The 14,754-nt window shown below is 40.4% G+C and carries 14 protein-coding genes, 1 tRNA gene, 1 pseudogene and 1 riboswitch; of the genes and pseudogenes, 11 read left to right on the top strand and 5 right to left on the bottom strand.

Features of this window, described 5'->3' with window-relative positions; all coding sequences use genetic code 11:
* Positions 1 to 61: 61 nt before the first annotated feature.
* The gene (locus tag AC2JBO_RS11000; RefSeq protein WP_496953689.1) at positions 62 to 208 is read right to left on the bottom strand and encodes a hypothetical protein; all 147 of its coding nucleotides are present in this window, start codon (positions 206 to 208) and stop codon (positions 62 to 64) included.
* 178 nt (positions 209 to 386) lie between these two features.
* A riboswitch (TPP riboswitch) is annotated at positions 387 to 485 on the top strand.
* A 14-nt stretch (positions 486 to 499) separates the two neighbouring features.
* Here AC2JBO_RS11000 and thiC point away from each other — a divergent pair.
* Entirely contained in the window at positions 500 to 1,879 is a 1,380-nt protein-coding gene (gene thiC, locus AC2JBO_RS11005) for a phosphomethylpyrimidine synthase (RefSeq protein ID WP_496953690.1), read from the top strand.
* A 343-nt stretch (positions 1,880 to 2,222) separates the two neighbouring features.
* On the opposite strand, the gene acpP is transcribed toward thiC, so the two are convergent.
* Both acpP and AC2JBO_RS11015 read right to left on the bottom strand, forming a co-directional pair.
* Positions 2,223 to 2,483, bottom strand: a complete 261-nt coding sequence (gene acpP / locus AC2JBO_RS11010) for an acyl carrier protein (protein ID WP_496953703.1) — start codon at positions 2,481 to 2,483, stop codon at positions 2,223 to 2,225.
* Between the two features lie 66 nt (positions 2,484 to 2,549).
* Positions 2,550 to 3,821: pseudogene (locus AC2JBO_RS11015) on the bottom strand (hypothetical protein); the annotation flags it as partial.
* Positions 3,822 to 3,961: 140 nt separating this feature from the next.
* Here AC2JBO_RS11015 and AC2JBO_RS11020 point away from each other — a divergent pair.
* From AC2JBO_RS11020 to AC2JBO_RS11030, 3 genes are all read left to right on the top strand, one after another.
* Positions 3,962 to 5,119: a hypothetical protein gene (locus AC2JBO_RS11020; protein ID WP_496953691.1), complete on the top strand. Its 1,158-nt coding sequence runs from the start codon at positions 3,962 to 3,964 to the stop codon at positions 5,117 to 5,119.
* Between the two features lie 178 nt (positions 5,120 to 5,297).
* Entirely contained in the window at positions 5,298 to 5,528 is a 231-nt protein-coding gene (locus tag AC2JBO_RS11025; RefSeq protein WP_496953692.1) for an antitoxin family protein, read from the top strand.
* Complete coding sequence (locus AC2JBO_RS11030) at positions 5,518 to 5,868, top strand: type II toxin-antitoxin system PemK/MazF family toxin (RefSeq protein ID WP_496953693.1); 351 nt, start codon at positions 5,518 to 5,520, stop codon at positions 5,866 to 5,868. The genes AC2JBO_RS11025 and AC2JBO_RS11030 overlap by 11 nt, the downstream gene beginning before the upstream one ends.
* Positions 5,869 to 6,115: 247 nt before the next feature.
* Here the strand turns inward: AC2JBO_RS11030 and pyrE are convergent, their stop codons facing one another.
* Complete coding sequence (gene pyrE / locus AC2JBO_RS11035) at positions 6,116 to 6,760, bottom strand: orotate phosphoribosyltransferase (RefSeq protein WP_496953694.1); 645 nt, start codon at positions 6,758 to 6,760, stop codon at positions 6,116 to 6,118.
* A gap of 122 nt (positions 6,761 to 6,882) precedes the next feature.
* Here pyrE and AC2JBO_RS11040 point away from each other — a divergent pair, with 122 nt between their 5' ends.
* On the top strand, positions 6,883 to 7,314 hold the full coding sequence (locus AC2JBO_RS11040) for a hypothetical protein (protein ID WP_496953695.1): 432 nt from the start codon (positions 6,883 to 6,885) through the stop codon (positions 7,312 to 7,314).
* A gap of 81 nt (positions 7,315 to 7,395) precedes the next feature.
* On the opposite strand, the gene AC2JBO_RS11045 is transcribed toward AC2JBO_RS11040, so the two are convergent.
* Positions 7,396 to 7,468, bottom strand: a tRNA-Ile gene (locus AC2JBO_RS11045).
* 231 nt (positions 7,469 to 7,699) lie between these two features.
* Between AC2JBO_RS11045 and AC2JBO_RS11050 the strand changes: the two genes are divergently transcribed.
* The 6 genes from AC2JBO_RS11050 to fcmC all read left to right on the top strand — a co-directional run bounded on the left by AC2JBO_RS11050 (position 7,700) and on the right by fcmC (position 14,414).
* The gene (locus tag AC2JBO_RS11050) at positions 7,700 to 8,392 is read left to right on the top strand and encodes a hypothetical protein (RefSeq protein ID WP_496953696.1); all 693 of its coding nucleotides are present in this window, start codon (positions 7,700 to 7,702) and stop codon (positions 8,390 to 8,392) included.
* 79 nt (positions 8,393 to 8,471) lie between these two features.
* Entirely contained in the window at positions 8,472 to 9,797 is a 1,326-nt protein-coding gene (locus AC2JBO_RS11055; RefSeq protein ID WP_496953697.1) for a hemolysin family protein, read from the top strand.
* A gap of 632 nt (positions 9,798 to 10,429) precedes the next feature.
* Complete coding sequence (locus AC2JBO_RS11060; protein ID WP_496953704.1) at positions 10,430 to 11,518, top strand: Gfo/Idh/MocA family oxidoreductase; 1,089 nt, start codon at positions 10,430 to 10,432, stop codon at positions 11,516 to 11,518.
* 250 nt (positions 11,519 to 11,768) lie between these two features.
* Complete coding sequence (locus AC2JBO_RS11065) at positions 11,769 to 12,437, top strand: DedA family protein (protein ID WP_496953698.1); 669 nt, start codon at positions 11,769 to 11,771, stop codon at positions 12,435 to 12,437.
* A 241-nt stretch (positions 12,438 to 12,678) separates the two neighbouring features.
* A complete protein-coding gene (fcmB, locus tag AC2JBO_RS11070) occupies positions 12,679 to 13,866 on the top strand; it encodes a filament morphology actin-like protein FcmB (RefSeq protein ID WP_496953699.1) in 1,188 nt (395 codons plus the stop codon).
* A 5-nt stretch (positions 13,867 to 13,871) separates the two neighbouring features.
* Positions 13,872 to 14,414 carry a filament morphology membrane protein FcmC gene (gene fcmC, locus AC2JBO_RS11075; protein WP_496953700.1) on the top strand — a complete coding sequence of 181 codons (543 nt, stop codon included), beginning with the start codon at positions 13,872 to 13,874 and terminating at the stop codon, positions 14,412 to 14,414.
* Positions 14,415 to 14,754: the final 340 nt, after the last annotated feature.

Here is a 14,754-nt window from a genome sequence, read left to right on the forward strand (position 1 = left end):
TTACGCAACTGGCACATAAAAATCGTAGGGTGTGTGACGCCACAAAAAAACTTCAACGTAGCTATAAGACCTGTAGCGTCACGCACCGACTCTCAATTGTGACAATATCGTAAGTCCTGTTAGCTTTTCCTTGATTAATGGCGCTGTCAACTGATTGTACTAGTTCTGCTGGTAAGGTTAAAGTCGTCCGAATGGTGCTATTTTCCATATAATCATCAAATTTGATGCTGACTGATGCTAAAAATATGTTACTGCACAGGCTTTCCGGTCTGTGCTACAGGTTTCTTTACAAAAGCACATAAAAGTAATGCATTTGGACAATTTACAATACATTAATTAATTTTTGTCGGCGCAAAAAACTGTCACAATAAAAACAATAGGATTAATTTCCTTGCTAGGGGTGCCTGAGTAAATCCGGGCTGAGATTACACCCTTAACACCTGAGTCTGGGTAATACCAGCGGAGGGAAGCTCTTTCATGAAGGAAATGATTTAAAATTATGCGAACTGAATGGGTTGCCAAACGACGTGGGCAGGATAATGTTTCTCAGATGCATTATGCTCGTACTGGTGTAACTACTGAGGAAATGCACTACGTTGCCAAGCGGGAAAATCTCCCTGTTGATTTGATTCGTGATGAAGTCGCACGGGGACGGTTGATTATTCCTGCTAATATTAATCACACTAACTTGGAACCAATGGCAATTGGTATTGCCTCCAAGTGTAAGGTTAATGCCAATATCGGCGCCTCTCCTAACTCATCGGATATGGCTGAGGAAGTAGCTAAATTAAACCTGGCTGTAAAATATGGCGCCGATACGGTGATGGATTTGTCTACGGGTGGTGGTAATTTAGACGAAATTCGCACCACTATTATTAATGCTTCACCCGTTCCCATTGGTACTGTACCTATTTACCAAGTACTGGAAAGCGTTCACGGCAACTTAGACAAACTTACTCCTGATGACTTTTTGCATGTAATTGAGAAACATGCTCAACAAGGGGTAGATTATATGACTATCCACGCGGGTTTACTAATTGAGTACTTACCTTTAGTAAAATCGCGCATTACAGGTATAGTTTCCCGTGGTGGTGGTATCATCGCGCGCTGGATGCTGCAACACCATAAACAAAACCCTTTATATACCCACTTCAACGACATCATCGAAATATTTAAAAAATATGATGTCTCCTTCAGCTTAGGTGACTCATTACGTCCAGGTTGTACACATGATGCATCCGACGACGCACAATTATCTGAGCTAAAAACTTTAGGGCAACTAACCCGCAAAGCTTGGGAACACAACGTTCAGGTCATGGTCGAAGGTCCCGGACACGTACCAATGGACCAAATCGAATTTAACGTTAAAAAGCAAATGGAAGAATGTTCCGAGGCGCCTTTTTACGTACTTGGTCCACTTGTCACCGATATTGCTCCAGGTTACGACCATATCACCTCAGCAATTGGCGCCGCTATGGCTGGTTGGTACGGCACAGCCATGTTGTGTTATGTAACACCTAAAGAACACTTAGGATTACCCAACGCAGAAGACGTGCGAAACGGATTAATAGCCTACAAAATAGCCGCACACGCCGCTGATATCGCCCGTCGTCGTCCCGGCGCCCGTGATAGAGATGATGAATTATCACACGCGCGTTACAACTTCGACTGGAACCGTCAGTTTGAATTATCACTCGACCCAGAACGCGCGCGGGAATACCACGACGAAACTCTACCAGCAGATATTTACAAAACTGCCGAGTTCTGCTCAATGTGTGGCCCCAAATTCTGCCCAATGCAAACCAAAGTTGATGCAGATGCTTTGACAGAGTTGGAGAAATTCTTGGCGAAGGATAAAGAAGTTGTAGCTCAATCTTAATCCCCCCTAGCCCCCCTTAAATAAGGCAGGGCTGTTTCATTCTAAAAAGAAAAATCGCTATTGCCCTTTGTGTTCTTTGTGTCTTTGCGGTTCCTTAAAGAAATAAACCACAAAGGGCACAAAGGGCACAAAGGAAAAGAACAAGTTACGTGTAATTTCGTAGCAAATTTCAACTGAATTTAATTTCCTTCCAAGAATGAATCAGCCCTGCCCTTAAATAAGGGGGGAACAAGAGGAGTTAAAAAGTCTTGTGGAGCGGGCATCCCTGCCCGCACAGAAAATTACAAGTAAGGTGGCTTAAGCCACCACATCTGGGTTTTGTCAGGCATAGCCGCCCTACCTACTAAAGGGCTGCGGAAACTTTTTTACTAATGTAATCGATAGCCTGTTGAATTGTTGTAATTCTTTCAGCATCTCCATCAGGAATCTCAATATCAAATTCTTCTTCTAAAGCCATAACTAACTCTACCGCATCTAAAGAATCTGCCCCCAAATCTTGAGCTAAGTTCGAGTTTAGAGTTATTTTATTGACATCAACCGATAACTGATTAGCTACAACAGTTTTAAGTTTTTGAAATATGCTTACCTGTAAAGTATTGCTAATTAAAGGCTCTTTTTCTAGACTTGCTGTAGCTATTTTAGTTGTTTGATGGCTACCAGCTAATTCTTCTTCAGTTTCGTCTTCAGATTCATCTCTAACTTTGAAATAATAATAAAGATTAGCAACAGTTAAATCTGATGCTTTTTCCAAATTAGATGGAACGAGTGTTTTATAACCAGCATTTATAGACTGTTGATTAATATAAAATTCGTATTCTTGCCGTAGTTCATAATCAAACAAAAATAATAGCTGGTCACGCAAAGAGTAAAAATGCGACTTTTCCGCTAACTCTTCATATATTAATTCCTCTCTCGGCGCCGTTAACACTGCATCTTGACTAGTTATCAATTCAAAGTCATTTAAATCAGCACTACTTAAAAGTTTAGATTCTGACTCAGGAAGCGCGTGCATCCAGTCAACATGATTTTGCCATGAGTCTAATACAGGTAAATCATGACTGTAAATACGTGTAATCTCAGGAAAAATAAAATCAAGCTCATCATGAGATTCACAATTATTAATAATATTTACAGACTCTTGACAAATGTTATCTTGTAGCTGAACAATTCTATCGCTTACTGCTGACATTTCATTCTGTACTTGATAAGTTGCAATTATTCCTTGCTCAATTATCCAAGCACACTCAAGTCGCCGCAGTCTTCCAGCAGCACAAGTTTGTTCTAATAAATGAAGGTTTGTATAATCAGCTAAAGCCTCAAATAACATCCCGCGCGCGCCATCTATTTCAGCATTTCTACGGCTTAAATCTTGTAATTGCATCGCTGAACGAAAGCGGTTCATTGCCTGAAGAAATAATCCATACGCTCGTACTAACACTATACGGTGTTGCTCAAATTTAATATCTTGGGATACCTCTTCAATTAACTGCCTAATTTCTGCTCCTTGGTCTTTTAAAGCTTGTTTAAGGTCAACAAAGCCATTTTTGACCTCTAGTCGTAACTGTTCAACTTCTTTTCTTAATTTTAGTGTTTGATGTAAGTTTACTGCCGTCAATGCTACACCTGCTACAGTTCCTACACCAATTAATGCTGTGGTAGCTTGCAGCACTCCTAAACTAGCCTGCATCGTTTGTAAACTACTTAGTACGCTTATAAACCCTTGGTGCGTTTGATACATTTGCACTCCACCACTAACAAATTGAGAAGCAGCTAACAGTGGAGATAAAGGGCTGTTATTAACAGTGGCGCCGACAGCGTGGGCAACAAATTGCCCTGTAACACTATCTCTAGCCATAGCTATTGGTACTCCATTACTAAAAACCTGAGCGTATTTACCTGCTTGAATACCAGCGTCAATTAAAGGAGAAAATTGAAAATGCATTGTTTTAAGTTGCTATAAGTTAATTTTTTCGAGCCTAACTTGTTCAGGAAAATTAAAATAACCGTAATTACGCGGTATGTAGATAAATTTTGGCTAAGGATGTGGGAATACTAAATCTAACTAGTCTATGTACTGTATATATGAATACTTCCTTAGTTAGTTCTCAAGCCGTTGATTTGTTATCACGCATTACTGGGCAAAAGCTGACTCAAAGTCTTATCACACCGTCTGTAACATTTCTGGCAAATTTAGTCACAGTGTTGCTAGGAGTAATATTTGTAGATGGCACAGTGGCAGAAGAGGAAAAGCAAAAGCTACTAACAATCCTTTATAGATTTAGTACACCTGAAAGCGATATACGGCGCCTAACGCATTTAATGATTAAGGGGATTAAAGAAAATCAGATTTATAGACAAATCAATAATCTACTCATCCTCAGCGATTCTCTATCTGAATCTGAAAAATTACTGATAATAGCTTATGGTTATGAAATATCAGCCATAGATGGTATTGGTTTGTCTGAGAAGCAATACTTAGAAATTCTAGGTAAGCATATAAATATTAACCCTAAATATTTATCAGTTCTAGAGTCAGCATTCGCTCATAATAATCATACAGACTATGTAGCTTTAGATGAAGTAAGATGTAAGCTCGACCCGTGTAGATTTAGCGAGTTAGATATTGTCTTTGTTAATGCTGCAAGTGATATATTAGTTGCTTTACCTACTAAACCTGAAATAACAATAACTCAACACAACCAAGTAGCTTATAGCGAATTAAAAAAGTATCAAGAAAATCAAAAAGAACTAGATTCTCTTTGTCATCGTGTTTTGCAAGTAGTTGAAGACTGTAACGCGCGTGGTTTCTTGCATAGCACATTAATTGATGAAGTAGGAGCAGCAGTATTAATACCAGCATTTGTTTTTGCTGGTCCAATTTTAGCAGTCATAGGAGGTTTAATAGGAGGTGGTTTGTTAGGAAGTGGTTTAGGAGGTGTGCTAGGAATTGATCTAGAAATAAAAAGTAAAGTTTTTGACACAGGTTGTCAGCAATTTGTCAATTCATTAGACATTATTTTTGACAACATAAACGAAATTATTAGTACAGCTTTTAACGAAAAGACTATGCAATCTGAAAAAATAATTCATGATGGAATTTGTTTTTATGAAAAAATATTAGACCAGTACACTAAAGTACATCAAGAAACCTTAATACAATGTCAAGCTGACAAAGCATGGATATGTCAAAAACGGCAAGACCTTGAACAGCTAAACAATCAAATTGAAGCAATAAGGTAACAGTACGGCTATTTAGTAATACTATAGTACAAGTATTTTGTTTATAGCTCACTATAAAAGAGGTATAATTAAATGCATATTGTTACAAGTATGAGCTTAAGTTCCTCCCGCAATCGGAGGTTTACGATAAAATAGAGGAAACTTATATGTATAGTAGTGTATCAATTAAACAGTGGAAATGCTTAAATCGATAGAAGGTATTTATCAGAACGGTAAAATTGAGTTACTTGAAACACCGGATTTATCGGAAGGAACAAAGGTCATCGTTACTTTTGTTACAACTGATAATTCTGTAGATTTATCTTCTCGTGGCATAAACTCAGAACAAGCAGCAAACTTGCGCGCCAGATTACAAAGTTTTGCTTCTGATTGGGAACACCCCGATATGGATGCCTACGATGCCTTATAATCGCGGACAAATAGTATTAGTTTTGTTTCCAAGCTCAAACCTTCGCACGGCTAAACGCCGTCCGGCTCTTGTTGTGCAAGCCGATAATTTAACTACTGGTTTACCGCAAACAATTGTTGCAATGATTACCAGTAATTTATCGCGTGCTGGACATCCAAGTCGGGTTTTGGTGCAAATAGCAACACCAGAAGGACAGCAAACAGGGTTACTACATGACTCAGTTATCATGACTGACAACCTTGTGACCGTCCTTGAAGTAGAAATTGACAGAGTAATTGGAATTTGGTCGGATATGTCTTCTGTTGATGTTGCACTAGCTCATACTTTTGGACTTGGTTAAAAATTGGTAAATATAACGATGAGTTATTGAAACTCCAACAAAGTCTACTTATTTAAAATTACCTATCCGTTACATCCGTTTATCATCCGTTGCCAATCTTACTTTGCGTCCTTTGTGCCCTTTGTGGTTCATTCCTCTTACTCTTAATTTCTTCTCTGTGCGCTCTGTGTCTCCGTGGTAAATATATCTATTTGTAACCACTGCACAGGCGAGACGCCCGTGCTACAACCCGTCACAATTATCGCTCTCAGCCCCCCTTATTAAGGGGGGTTGGGGGGATCAATTCTTTATACCTTTTCTGAATATCCTCAATATCAAACACTGCTTCAAACTTTAACCCTTGTGACTCATAAAACTCGGCGCCACCTTGTTTTCGGTCTACCAGCGAAATAACTTCTTCAACCACATAACCAGCATCACGTAGTCGAGTTACAGCTTTCATTGCTGACTGTCCAGTTGTGACAACATCTTCTAACACAACAACTTTGGCGCCACTCTGTAAAACAGGCCCTTCAATATACGCTTGTGTACCATGACCTTTGGCTTCTTTACGAATAATCAACGCGCATACAGGTTTATTCTCATATGCCGATACAACGCTAACAGAACTGACAATGGGGTCGGCGCCTAAAGTTAACCCAGCTACTGCTTGTGTATCTGCTGGCAACATACTTAAAAGCAATCTACCAATAGCTAAGGCGCCAATAGGATGCAGCGTTATTAATTTGCCATTTATATAATATGTACTTTTGGCGCCGGAGGAAAGAACAAAATCCCCCTCCTTATAAGCTTCTTGGCAAAGTAAATCTAATAACTGATGACGCAGGGTGGATATATCAGTACTTGCAGCCCAAACATCGGACTTTTGGCTAATTTCAGCGGAATAACTCATTACAACTGGTAAAAAATTGTGCTACACCAAAGTTGAACTCATCCGAGTTCCCAAACTAAGCATAAATTAAGATGCGCGCGTATCTTTGCTCAATAACAGAAAAACTGAGGAGTAATTTAATTATGGGTTTAAAGTTAAAATTTTTAAGTAGTCTTTTTATACTACTTACTGCGGCGGTTCCATCTGTTGCGACAGCACAACAAAGTACGTCAGATAACGTACCCAACTACGAAACCGCAAGTGAAGCAATGGAAAGAGCTTATTTCAAAAATAGTCCTAACTACTACCGCAATCAAGGTATAAACCGAGACATTGACTTAATACTTGGTCCAGGTTCACTGTTCCGTAGCTCTTTTCCAGAAAAGGAAATTGAAAGAGATGGTGACTTGGTTAATGCTCTTTACAGAGACGTAATTATGCAGCAAGCAATGAATGATCCATACATTCGTACTCCAGACCTTCCCAATCCTTACAACACATCCTTGATGTCGTCTCCACGATTAAATCAAGAAAGACTCAGAAGTGGTACTGAGTTTCGATTTGAACAAAGATAAAGAGTAATGAGTGCTGAGTGCTGAGTGCTGAGTATTGAAAATTACCTACTCAGCACTCAGCACTTTTTACTTTCCACTAAATCCAGGGTACAGGAGTTGAACCTGTCTGGGACGAATTATGAGTTCGTTGCCTAAACCGATCGGCCAACCCTGGCTAACTAAACTAATAATCTATGATAACTCACAAAAACCGAAATTGACAGATCAGAAGTCAAAAAAAATGTGGCTTATATATGGTAGTGGTTGTTTACAAGATCATAATACATAATTTGAGAATGAAATGGTGCAAACTAATATTGATAAAGTTCATGTAAGCTAGAAGTCCGCAAGCTCCCTGATTTACATAAATAGCCCAATTACTTATTCTAAGAGAATCTTAAGACCAATGAAACTTAATTCTACTGTGCTTCTGACGTTAACTTTGTTAACCCTGATGTTGGGAGCTGGTTCAGTAAGTGCAATTTTAGGTTTTGATGTCGGTACTAAGGCGCTAAAAGGTGTAACTACACCCGACGCGCGCCCATCAAGTAAGTTCGGTTCGGCAAAATCTGGCAATACGTCACATACAGGAGTGGCGTTACTAAGAGAAGAAGAAATATTAAAAATTGTAAAGGCACGTATTGAGGGCAAAACCAAAGCCGCGAAAGCGAAGTCGTCTGATGATGACGAAGATGCTCCTCAAAAGCAAAAGCCAGAGGAAAAGCCTAAAGAGACACAAGAAAAGCCCCAAGCCGGATTTCCGATTAACGCTGAAAATAGTGGCATCAACTTTTCGGTACAGTCCGCGCGTTTTACTGGTGGAGATTTAGTGCTAAAAGTGAAAATGCAAAACAAAGGTTCAGAAACTGCACGTTTTTTGTATAGCTTTTTGGATGTTACAGACGATAAGGGAAGAACACTCTCACAAAGTACTGAGGGTTTACCAGCAGAATTACCGGGAAATAGTTCAGAATTCACAGGAACAGTGAGTATTCCCACACCACTGCTCGATGATGTTAAAAAAATCTCACTTGCTTTAACTGACTACCCAGCACAAAAAATGCGGCTCGAAGTTCCAAATATTCCGGTGGAAAGATAAAACAATTTTAGATTTTCCCTATACCGGGAAAATCCAAAATCCAAAACAGGGCGCTTATTAAAGGTGGGTTGTCAATAAAGTGAGTTGGACAGATGTAGGGTTGAGGTTGTTGTCGGTGTTGTTGCTGATTGCAATCAATGCTTTTTTTGTGACGGCTGAATTTTCGATGGTGACGGTGCGACGTTCGCGCATCCACCAGTTGGTAGAATCAGGTGATACTGGCGCCGTTGCAGTTGATGTGCTGCATCGTAGTATAGATAGACTGTTATCTACTACGCAATTAGGTATAACACTTTCAAGCTTGGCGTTGGGGTGGATAGGGGAAAGCACGATGGTTGGGTTAATCGACGCATTGCTTGAGTCCTTACCAGTACCAAGTGAGATGAATTTTTTTGTTTTACATTCATTCTCAATTCCCATCACTTTTATTTTGATTGCCTACTTGCAAATCGTTTTGGGTGAGCTTTGCCCCAAGTCACTAGCCATCCTATACTCTGAACAACTAGCAAGATTTTTAGGGCCTTTATTTAAAGCAATAGTACGATTTTTTCGCCCTTTGATCTGGGTACTCAATCAATCTAACCGTTGGCTACTCAAGTTTTTTGGTATTCAATACACACAGCATAACTGGCGCCCACCTGTTACATCAGAAGAATTGCAGTTAATTATATCAACCGAACGTGAATCAATAGGGCTGCTGGCAAAAGAACGCGAACTGCTAAAAAGGGTTTTTGAATTCGGGGAAATTACAGTTCAAGCAGTAATGATTCCTCGTACTAGCATTGTATCGCTGCCGATAAATGCCTCTTTACAAACCCTTCTCAAGGCAATGATAGCTACTGGTTACTCTTGCTACCCAGTGATAGATGAAACTTTGGATAACGTTCGCGGTCTTGCTTACTTCAAAGACCTAACAAAACCTTTGGCTCTAGGCAAACTCACCCTAGATACACAAATCAAACCTTGGATACGACCCGCGCGGTTTGTTCCAGAAAACACACAACTCCATGAACTACTACCGATGTTGCAGCGACAAAAGCCTGCAATGGTAATGGTAGTAGATGAGTTTGGTCAAACAGCCGGACTTGTCACTATTCAAGATGTTATTGCTCAAATTATCGGTGATGCAACCAACTCGAAGGATACAAATAATTTATCGATTCAAGTTTTGGATGAAGTCACATATCTAGTTCAAGCGCAAATAAACGTCGAGGAGTTAAATGAGAATTTACATATAAATTTACCTCTGGCAAGAGAATATCAGACGGTAGGAGGTTTTTTGCTTTATCAATTACAGAAAATTCCGGCGTTAGGCGAAATATTCGTTTTCCAAAACTTGGAGTTTACCGTTATCTCCGTCGTTGGACCGCGTTTACACCAAATTCAGTTACGAAGATTGGAGTAGGGTGCGTGACGCTACAAAGATTTTGAAACGAAGCGCAATAACTGGTAGCGTCACGCACCCTACAAAGATTTTGAAACGAAGCGCAATAACTGGTAGCGTCACGCACCCTACAAGTTTCACGCACCTTAATATCACAAACTGAGGAATAATAGTCAAAAAATGTGTTAAACGTATCAAAGAATACAGTTTTAGTATCAGTTAAAACAACTATTTTTGCTGCTGATACCAATCGACATCAACAATGTTTAGTTTACAGATACTTGTAAATTTACTGGAGTTTCAAAAATCATAAAACTTGAATTTCTAGTTTATTGCTGATTAGCTACAATTAGTCTGTAGTAAGATTCGTGTTTGTTTAGAGTAAGAGGCGAGCGCTCTGATACAAAGCTGGTGATAAGACAAATTGAAGTTTGTGCAAAGTATACAAAAAATCAGTAAGTAGATGTTTACGGTACAACCAATTAGCCAGAGGGGTATGGGCGCCGGGAACTCACGACAAACTTTGAAATTCTTCATAAATATAACCTCCATGTTACCATCTGGATGGTTTAAAACGGCTCGTTATTGGTATTTTGTATGATATGCCAATGTCCGTAGCATCTCTATATTTGGTGGTTGAGGAGAGAATAATAGTGCAAGAAAGCATGTCAGTGGCAGAACCAAATCCATATACACAACGCAGTCCGCTACGTCCTATTCGCGTCGGCGTAATAGGTGTAGGTAACATGGGGCAACATCATGCGCGCGTATTGAGTTCGATGAAAGATGTCGAGCTAGTGGGCGTAGTGGATATTAATGTTGAACGCGGACTGGAAACAGCAAGCAAGTACAAAGCTCGCTTTTTTGAAGATTACTCAGATCTGCTGCATCTAGTCGATGCGGTTTGTATTGCAGTACCGACAAGAATGCATTACGCCGTTGGTATTAGCTGTTTATTGGCAGGCGTTCATGTTTTGATTGAAAAGCCTATTGCCGCAAGTCTGAGCGAGGCGGAGTCGCTTGTTAACGCTGCTGCCGAGTCGGGATGTATTTTGCAAGTAGGTCATATTGAGCGTTTTAATCCAGTTTTTCAGGAATTGAGTAAAGTTCTGAAAACGGAAACAGTTTTAGCGATAGAAGCGCACCGCATGAGTCCTTACTCAAACCGTGCAAATGATGTATCGGTGGTCTTGGATTTAATGATTCATGACATTGACCTATTGCTTGATTTAGCTGGTTCTCCTGTAGTTAAACTAACTGCTAACGGTACTCGGAGTCCTGACTCTGCTTATTTAGATTATGTTACTGCTACATTAGGATTTTCCAATGGAGTTGTTGCTACACTAACTGCTAGTAAAATTACGCATCGAAAAATTCGTAATATTGTAGCTCACTGTCAAAACTCGCTGACTGAGGCTGATTTTCTCAAAAATGAAATATTAATACATCGACACACAGCATCTAATCCGACATCAGATTTTCGACAAGCACTTTACAAACAAGATGGCTTGATTGAAAAAGTTTACACCAGTAATATTGAGCCTTTACGCGCCGAATTAGACCATTTTGTCAATTGCGTTCGTGGTGGCAACCCACCTTCTGTAGGTGGAGAGCAAGCGCTCAAAGCTTTGCGTTTAGCTAGTTTAATCGAACAAATGGCACTTTCTGAACGTGTTTGGAATCCATTAGACTGGGAAGAGGAACATTCTGCAAGAATGCAATCTTTAACACATATTGTGTAAGTGGGAAATCGGGAATCGGTATGCCAATCGGCGCCTATTCCCAATTTTTAATTTATATCAAATTTCTACGATAAATAAATTATGTTTACTGATATACTTGCTACGAGATTCTGATGTATTAATTTTTTATTAAGCACTGAATCGACTATATTTATTGACTTATTGCTACGTGCAGGCACGCAGCAATAAGGGCACAAAGGGCGCGAAAATGAATGTAACGAGACGGCTATAGGTTTCGGGAATCAACTCAATGTTCGATTGGATAATACCAACTGTAATTAATATCGTATATTCCTTGGGCTACTTGGGAATAGGTTTAATGATGTTCCTTGAAAACCTGTTTCCACCAATTCCATCGGAGTTAATAATGCCCTTGGCTGGTTTTACGGCAAACCCAGTAGCAGTCCAGGCCGCGCAAGCAGCAGGAAATTTACCTGACAATGTACAGCCACTTAATCTAACAGGTGTTTTTTTAGCGGGATTAATTGGTTCTGTGTTGGGAGGGTTGGTTTGGTACTATCCAGGCAAGATGCTAGGAGAAAAGCGTCTCAAGAAACTTGCTGACAAGTACGGCAAGTGGATAACTGTATCAAGCAAAGATATCACCAAGTCTATGGAATGGTTCGACCGTCAAGGCAGTAAAGCGGTATTTATCGGGCGCCTAGTACCGGGAGTACGAACGTTGATTTCGGTTCCTGCGGGCATTGGCAACATGCATTTATTTCCTTTTATATTTTATACAACATTAGGTAGCGCACTCTGGACTGGTTTGCTAACATACTCAGGATATGCATTAGGTACACAGTATGAATTAGTTGATAAATACCTTGCCCCTGTATCAAAAATTGTGCTGGTGGCAGGAGTGTTGGCGTTCGGTTTGTGGGTGTTTAAACGCAAGCGCAAGCGCAGAACAAGATAAAACAGTTCGGTAGTAGTTGCAATCAACTAGAGAGCAAGCTTTTATAGTCAGGAAGAAAGCCATCACGTGCATTATTGTCACGCGGCAGCAAATTATAATTCGAGTACACGGCTTAAAGCAAAGTATCTCTAATTACAATTGTATTTAGGTAAAAATTTTTGTTGTCAGCGTTTCCCAGTACTCGTTTTTTTGCAATAAGAGCATGATAATTTGTTAAGGCTAAGTAATTACTAGGAGCTTTATGACAGACCAACCCAACAATACAACACCACTTAGTGCAGCAACTCCAATGAATGCTGCCTCGATACCAATGAATCGGACTCCAGTGGCTGCAAATCCCATTGGTACAAATCCAATCGCGGTAAATACTGGTGTGGCGCCAAGACCTACAAACGGCGCAGGTAAAAATATACTTAGCGTTGACTTAGGTAGAACTTCCACCAAAACTTCTATCAGTCGCGAACCTAACAGCGTATTATTTATTCCTGCCAACGTCAAAAAAATGACGATGGAAGAAGTACGTGGTGGCGTCTTTGAAGCGCGCGCAACAGACCCATTAATGGATTTGTGGATGGAGTTCCAAGGTAGTGGTTACGCTATCGGTCAACTAGCAGCTGACTTTGGAGCAAACCTAGGAGTCGGGCAATCGAAGGTAGAAGACGCACTTGCGAAAGTGCTGGCTTGTGCTGGTTATTTCAAAATGAAAGACGAAATTTCTGTAGTTCTGAGTTTGCCATATCATTCTCAAGAGCAATTTGAAAAAGAAAAAAGCCAGTTGATGAGTCAAATCAGCGGACCACACGTAATGAACTTCCGTGGTGAGACAGTTGAACTCAACGTAACCAAAGTTTGGATAATGCCCGAAGGTTACGGCAGCTTGCTGTGGTGTGAAGCACAACCTAAGAAGGGTCCTGGTACTCCTGATTTCACAAAAGTTTCCGTGGCAATCGTTGATATTGGTCATCAAACAATCGATTGCTTAATGGTTGATAATTTCCGCTTCGCACGTGGTGCTTCCAAGAGCGAAGAATTCGGCATGAATAAGTTTTATGAACTAGTTGCCGCCGAAATCGAAGGTAGTGACGCACAATCATTATCTTTGATTGCTGCTGTAAACCGTCCAAGAGGTGAGCGCTTCTACCGTCCACGTGGCGCCAGCAAACCAACAAACCTTGATGATTTCCTACCGAATCTTACCGAAATGTTCTCGCGCGAAATTTGTAACCGCGTATTAGCATGGTTGCCAGAGCGGGTAACAGATGTGATTCTCACAGGTGGTGGTGGTGAATTTTTCTGGGAAGATATGCAGCGTTTGCTCAAAGACGCAAAAATTAACGCTCATTTAGCTGCACCATCGCGGCAAGCTAACGCTTTGGGACAGTATATTTATGGAGAGGCACAGCTATCCAATCGTCCCGCTAAGGCTTAAAAGAAATGTTCCAATGGTCAAAAAAAGTAGTTAAATCAGTTACCTTCAATCCAGGGGTTGCGGACGAAAGTTTGCTTGCGCTAGTCGAAAGCCATTTGGAAAAAGACCCGGAAAAATCGTTTAGCGACCTCTGCAAAGAAGCTTTGTGGCAAGCTTTGTGCGTACCAGAGGCGGTACGCCCAAACCAAAAAGCTACACAAGCACTACCACCATCAGCATCAATACCACCAGCACCATTGCCAACCAATGGTGTTGGCGAACCACAAGTTGCCGACCTTCATCGTCAAATCAATGACCTTGAAGGACGTTACTATTCTAGAGAAGCTTCGCGGTTGGATGCAGTGGAACATCAGTTAATACAACTTAGTCAGCAAGTTGCACAACTCGCAATTATGGTGACGCAGGGTATTACAGTCCAAGTTTCTCCAACCCAATCATTACCCGTAGGAGGAGAAGTATATACTAAAAACACTAGCCCTCCTCCTGCGGCGCCTGTTGAGGTTGACCCCGTTATTAGCCGCTTGAGCCTGCTTGTTGATGATTTCTAGCTCAAATCAATATTTATTACAGATGAGTCATTTGTACTCTTATTTCCACTCCTTAATACCTATGTATTGAGGGGTATTGTTTTTTTATATCTTGCACCTACACCCGCGCTTGGGTGAGACTATACGAACAAAGCCAGACGGGCGCAGGCTAAAAAGGCTGAGTTTTCGTGTTTTTGACAAAAATATGTGTTTATTAAAAATATAAATATTAAGTATTAATACGTTGGTGCATTCCGGTGAGTTGTGGAACTTTTATATCTTGTGGAACGGGCAAGGATGCCATTAGCGTCAAGTTAAGCTAAAACCTACTACGTCACCTCCAATTCGCAATTCGCAGTTC

This window comes from Calothrix sp. CBUCES-K 9914, assembly GCF_059640475.1.

Bases quoted from the DNA above. Each gene is read 5' to 3' on its own strand.
- AC2JBO_RS11000 (WP_496953689.1), bottom strand. From the start codon at position 208: ATGGAAAATAGCACCATTCGGACGACTTTAACCTTACCAGCAGAACTA.
- thiC (WP_496953690.1), top strand. From the start codon at position 500: ATGCGAACTGAATGGGTTGCCAAACGACGTGGGCAGGATAATGTTTCT.
- AC2JBO_RS11020 (WP_496953691.1), top strand. From the start codon at position 3,962: ATGAATACTTCCTTAGTTAGTTCTCAAGCCGTTGATTTGTTATCACGC.
- AC2JBO_RS11025 (WP_496953692.1), top strand. From the start codon at position 5,298: ATGCTTAAATCGATAGAAGGTATTTATCAGAACGGTAAAATTGAGTTA.
- AC2JBO_RS11030 (WP_496953693.1), top strand. From the start codon at position 5,518: ATGCCTTATAATCGCGGACAAATAGTATTAGTTTTGTTTCCAAGCTCA.
- pyrE (WP_496953694.1), bottom strand. From the start codon at position 6,760: ATGAGTTATTCCGCTGAAATTAGCCAAAAGTCCGATGTTTGGGCTGCA.
- AC2JBO_RS11040 (WP_496953695.1), top strand. From the start codon at position 6,883: ATGGGTTTAAAGTTAAAATTTTTAAGTAGTCTTTTTATACTACTTACT.
- AC2JBO_RS11050 (WP_496953696.1), top strand. From the start codon at position 7,700: ATGAAACTTAATTCTACTGTGCTTCTGACGTTAACTTTGTTAACCCTG.
- AC2JBO_RS11065 (WP_496953698.1), top strand. From the start codon at position 11,769: ATGTTCGATTGGATAATACCAACTGTAATTAATATCGTATATTCCTTG.
- fcmB (WP_496953699.1), top strand. From the start codon at position 12,679: ATGACAGACCAACCCAACAATACAACACCACTTAGTGCAGCAACTCCA.
- fcmC (WP_496953700.1), top strand. From the start codon at position 13,872: ATGTTCCAATGGTCAAAAAAAGTAGTTAAATCAGTTACCTTCAATCCA.